Source organism: Streptomyces sparsus (genome assembly GCF_054776295.1).
In genome coordinates, this window is the sequence record NZ_BAAHCA010000322.1 from 1 (window position 1) to 5,010 (window position 5,010).

At 68.9% G+C, this 5,010-nt stretch carries 4 protein-coding genes; 1 reads left to right on the forward strand and 3 read right to left on the reverse strand.

Annotated elements, in window-relative coordinates; genetic code table 11:
- The 3 genes from ACYVE9_RS15425 to ACYVE9_RS15435 all read right to left on the reverse strand — a co-directional run.
- Window positions 1-905: phosphatase PAP2 family protein (locus ACYVE9_RS15425; protein WP_461028420.1), on the reverse strand; the 905-nt coding region annotated here is incomplete at its 3' end.
- Between the two features lie 81 nt (window positions 906-986).
- On the reverse strand, window positions 987-2,027 hold the full coding sequence (locus ACYVE9_RS15430; protein WP_461028421.1) for a LacI family DNA-binding transcriptional regulator: 1,041 nt from the start codon (window positions 2,025-2,027) through the stop codon (window positions 987-989).
- 48 nt (window positions 2,028-2,075) lie between these two features.
- Window positions 2,076-3,362, reverse strand: a complete 1,287-nt coding sequence (locus tag ACYVE9_RS15435) for an extracellular solute-binding protein (protein WP_461028422.1) — start codon at window positions 3,360-3,362, stop codon at window positions 2,076-2,078.
- 226 nt (window positions 3,363-3,588) lie between these two features.
- Between ACYVE9_RS15435 and ACYVE9_RS15440 the strand changes: the two genes are divergently transcribed.
- Window positions 3,589-4,863 (forward strand): extracellular solute-binding protein, encoded by a 1,275-nt coding sequence (locus tag ACYVE9_RS15440; RefSeq protein WP_461028423.1) that lies wholly within the window; start codon window positions 3,589-3,591, stop codon window positions 4,861-4,863.
- Window positions 4,864-5,010 lie beyond the last annotated feature (147 nt).

Here is a 5,010-nt window from a genome sequence, read left to right on the forward strand (position 1 = left end):
CGCGGGGCCGTCTCGGCCTCGGCCTCGGAGCCGGGTCCCGAGGGGGCGGCGGGGCGTCGGCGCGGGGCGGGGAGGGAACCGCGCGGGAGCCGGGGGAGGTGGTCGCCGTACCAGCAGTACGCCACCGTGAAGCCGAAGGCCAGGCAGAGCAGCCCGCCGACGGCGTCCAGCCAGAAGTGGTTGGCGGTGGCCACGATCACGACCAGCGTGAGCAGCGGGTAGAGCACGCCCAGCGCCTTCACCCACAGCGGTCGGGCGAGCAGCACGAGGATGACACCGCACCAGGCGGACCAGCCGATGTGCATCGACGGCATCGCGGCGTACTGGTTGGAGACGTTGGCCATGTTTCCCGAGGCCATCGATCCCCAGGTGCCGTGCACCACGACCGTGTCGACGAAGTCACCGCCGGTCATCAGCCGGGGCGGGGCGAGTGGGAAGAAGTAGTAGCCGAGCAGCGCGACGCCGGTGGTGGAGAACAGCGCAGTCCGGGCTGCCGCGTACCGCCCGGCCTGGCGGCGGTAGAGCCAGACCAGGATGCCGATCGTCACGACGAAGTGCAGCGTCGCGTAGTAGTAGTTCATCGCCACGATCAGCCAGGTCACCGAGTTCACGGCGTGGTTGACGGTGTGCTCGAAGGCTAGCCCCAGTGACCTCTCCACGTCCCAGATCCAGTGCGCGTTGCGCATGGCGTGGGTCTCGTGCTCGGGCACGGCGTTGCGGATGAGCGAGTACACCCAGTAACTGACCGCGATCAGACCGATCTCGAACAGGATGCGCGGACGGCGCGGACCCCGCGTACGCCGTGCCAGCGGCCGGCGGGCGGGAATGTCCGCCTCGCGTTCGTGCAACGGCGTTGCTGTGGCCACCCGGTTGTCATCCTCAGGTCGTCTGGTCGGAGCCCCCATGACGGGTCAGTCTGCCAGACGCCCCGGCCCGGCCGATCATCCTCCGGGTGGGTCTTCGGCGGGCCGCCTCCTCCGCTCGACCTACGCCCGCCCCCGACGGCCGTTGCTCTGGAGGGCGGAGGCGGTGGACCCGCGAACCACCAGTTCGGGCAGGAAGACGAACTCGCTGTGCGGCGTCGGCGTCCCCCCGACCTCCTCCAGCAGGGCGCGTACCGCGGCCTGTCCCATGGCGGTGACGGGCTGCCGGATCGTGGTGAGCGGCGGATCGGTGAAGGCGATCAGCGGTGAGTCGTCGAAGCCGATGACCGAGACGTCGTCCGGTACGCCCATGCCGCGCTGCCGCGCCGCCCGGATCGCGCCCAGCGCCATCATGTCGCTGGCGCAGACCACGGCCGTGCAGCCGCGTTCGAGCAGCGCCGTCGCGGCGGCCTGGCCGCCCTCCAGGGTGTACAGGGAGTGCTGGACGAAGAGGTGGGCCTGTTCCGCGGAAAGCCCGAGCTGCTCGCCCAGTGTCGTCACGAAGCCCTCGATCTTGCGCTGCACGGGCACGAACCGCGCCGGTCCCAGTGCCAGGCCGACGCGCTCGTGGCCGAGCGAGACCAGGTGGGTCACCGCCAGTCGCATCGCGGCCCGGTCGTCGGGTGAGACGAAGGGGGCCCGCACCTTCGGCGAGAAGCCGTTTATCAGCACGAACGGCACACCCTGGCCGCGCAGCTTCTCGTAGCGCTGCATGTCGGCCGTGGTGTCGGCGTGCAGTCCGGAGACGTAGATGATGCCGGCGACGCCGCGTTCGACGAGCATCTCGGTCAGCTCGTCCTCGGTGGAGCCGCCCGGGGTCTGGGTGGCGAGCACCGGGGTGTAGCCCTGCCGGGTCAGCGCCTGGGCGATGACCTGGGCGAAGGCGGGGAATATCGGGTTCTCCAGCTCCGGTGTGATCAGGCCGACCAGTCCGGCGCTGCGCTGCCGCAGCCGGGGCGGACGTTCGTAGCCCAGCAGGTCGAGGGCGGCAAGGACGGACTCGCGGGTGGCAGCGGCGACTCCGGGCTTGCCGTTCAGGACGCGGCTGACCGTTGCTTCGCTGACCCCCGCCTGGGCTGCGATGTCAGCTAGCCGTGCGGTCACGGAAATGGACTGTACCGGTCGTGTGGCGCACTGCCTACCGCGCGCGGCTCAGCGCTCGATGCGGTACCCGGGCAGCAGCTCCGCCTTCCACTGCTCGGCGGTCGCGGTCAGGCCGTCCCGCGCGGTCTCCTCGCCGCGCAGGATCGCCGTCCAGTGCGGTTCGTAGGCGGCGAACAGCTCGGCGCTCTCGGGCACGGAGAGCCGGGGCACGGACTTGGTGTGCGCGAAGTAGAAGGAGTTGCGCACCGGGTCGGAGAGCACCCGCTTCGAGTACGCGGTCTTGCGGGTGGGCAGCAGGCCCAGTTCGACGGCCGCGCTCTCCTGCTGTTCGGACGCGGTCATGAAGCCGACGAACAGCTGGGCGGCCTCCAGGTCCTCCGACGCCTGGGAGACGACCAGGTTGTGGCCTCCGGTGGGGGAGCCGGCGGTACCGGTGGAGCCGGCGGGCACGGGGGCGATACCGAGGTTGCCGCGGTCCTCGAACTCGGTGCCGTCGAAGATGTCGGAGGTGGCCCAGGGGCCGTTGATGATCATGGCGACCTCGCCCCGCTTGAAGGCGGACTGCATGGCGCCGTAGGCGTCCTTCGCGGGGGGCTTGCGCGCGGCCCCGGAGGAGACCAGGTCGGCGGCGGTGGAGACGCCCTTCACCGCGTCGGGCCCGGCGATGGAGATGGTGGAGACGTCCGGGTCGATCAGGTCGCTCTCCTCGCCGTGCAGGAAGGGCAGGGAGAAGTAGGCGTCCGTGTTGAGCGCGAGCCCGTCGGCGCCGGTCTCCGCCTTCACGGTGAGCGCGGCGCTCCTGAGCTCCTTCCAGTTCGTGGGGACCCGGCTGACGCCGGCCTCCTCGAACAGCCGCTTGTTGTAGAGCAGCGCCAGCGGGTCGGTGACCTGCGGCACTCCGTACCTGCGGTCGTCGTGGGTGACGCTGGAGGTGGTGGTCTCCAGGAAGTCGTCCTCACCGGCGAAGGCGGGCGTTCCGGTGAGGTCGGCGAGGTGCCCGTCCTCGACCAGGCCGGCCATCCAGCCGACGTCGGCCCGGAGCACGTCCGGTACGCCGCTCCCGGAGCGGACCGCGTCCAGGTACCTGCCCTGGGCCTCGAAGAAGTCGACGTTGACGTAGGTCACGTCGATGTTCGGGTGCTTCTTCTCGAAGGCGCCGACCAGCTGGTTGAAGAACGGCGCCTCGGCGCTGCCGGAGGTGTCCCACCAGGTGACGCTGCCGGTGACCTCGGAGGGGTCCTTGCTCCCGCTCCCGGTTCCGCAGGCGGAGGCTCCCAGGGAGACCGACACCGCCACCACGGTGGACGCCAATATGCCCGATATGCCACGTCGCATTCGGTTTCTCCTTGCTGCCTTGCGGTGAGTGCGAGGAACGTAGCAGCGTTGAAACCTCTTGCGGAAGTTCTCGCAAGCTCACTTGCAGAAATTTGCGGCAAGGTCTTTCGGAACGATTGTGTCCCTGTTACGTTCCTCGACAGCCCGGCGCCGCGACGGCGCGGCCCGTGAGGGACACGTCAGGTACTCCCTCAAATCGGGCGAACAACCCATGGAGGACTTCATCATGCGGCGTGGCATAGGGACCACCGCACTGGTTGCGGCGCTTGCGCTTGCGGCAACGGCTTGCGGCGGCAGTGACGGCGAGGAGGAGAAGAAGGACAGCGGCTCCGGCAAGCTCTCCGGCACCGTCACCTTCTGGGACACCTCGAACGAGGCCGAGAAGGGCGTCTACAAGAAGATCGCCGAGGACTTCACCAAGAAGCACCCGGACGTCACGGTCAAGCACGTCAGCGTCGACTTCGGCGAGGCCAACAACAAGTTCAAGAACGCCGCCGGCGGCAACTCCGGTGCCCCCGATGTGATGCGCACCGAGGTCGCGTGGGTCGCCGACTTCGCCAACCTGGGCTACCTCGCGCCGCTCGACGACACCGCCGCGGTCGACGACAAGGACGACTACCTCGAGTCGGCCTGGGGCAGCACCCAGTTCGACGGCAAGACCTACGCGGTCCCGCAGGTCACCGACACCCTCGCGCTCTTCTACAACAAGCGCATCCTCGAAGAGGCCGGCGTCGAGGTCCCCGAGTCGCTGGAGCAGCTCAAGAAGGACGCCCCGAAGGTCAAGGACAAGACCGGCGCGACCTCGCTCTACCTCCGCGGCGACGACCCCTACTGGTTCCTGCCCTACCTCTACGGCGAGGGCGGCGACATGCTCGACGCCGACGCCAAGAAGGTCACCATCGACGAGCCCGCCGGTGTCGAGGCGTTCGCCACGATGAAGGACCTGGTCGACTCCAAGGCCGCCATCACCGACCTCACCGACGGCTGGGACAACGGCCAGACCGCGTTCAAGAACGGCGACGCGGCCATGATGATCAACGGCCCCTGGGCCATCGAGGACTCCCTGGCGGGCAAGGAGTTCAAGGACAAGTCCAACCTCGGCGTCGCCGCGGTCCCGGCCGGCAGCAAGGCCCAGGGCGCGCCGCAGGGCGGTTGGAACCTCTCCGTCTACGCCGGTTCCGACAACCTCGACGCCTCCTACGAGTTCGCCAAGTACATGAGCTCCGCCGAGGTCCAGCAGCGCACCACCGAGGAGCTCAGCCTGCTCCCGACGCGCAAGTCGGTGTACGAGATCGACTCGGTCAAGACCAACGAGATGGTCGAGTTCTTCAAGCCCGCCGTCGACAAGGCGGTGCAGCGCCCCTGGATCGCCGAGGGCAACTCCCTCTTCGAGCCGATCAAGGTCGCCCAGCAGGAGGTCCTCTCCGGCAAGTCCTCGCCCGAGGAGGCCGCCGAGCAGACCGGTGACGCCTACCGCAAGATCCTGAAGGACTGGAAGTAAGCGACGGCGCGGATCTCTCGGAAAGAACAGGGAAGGACAACCGGCACATGGCCAAGACCATGCAGTCGGTGGTGCCGGCCGCCGGGGACGACGTCGATCGCGTACCAGGAGTCGCTCATCCGGCGGGTGTCGACGAGCACCACCGCA

Excerpts from the sequence above, each read along its gene's own strand:
- ACYVE9_RS15440 (WP_461028423.1), top strand. The coding sequence starts at position 3,589 with ATGCGGCGTGGCATAGGGACCACCGCACTGGTTGCGGCGCTTGCGCTT.
- ACYVE9_RS15435 (WP_461028422.1), bottom strand. The coding sequence starts at position 3,362 with ATGCGACGTGGCATATCGGGCATATTGGCGTCCACCGTGGTGGCGGTG.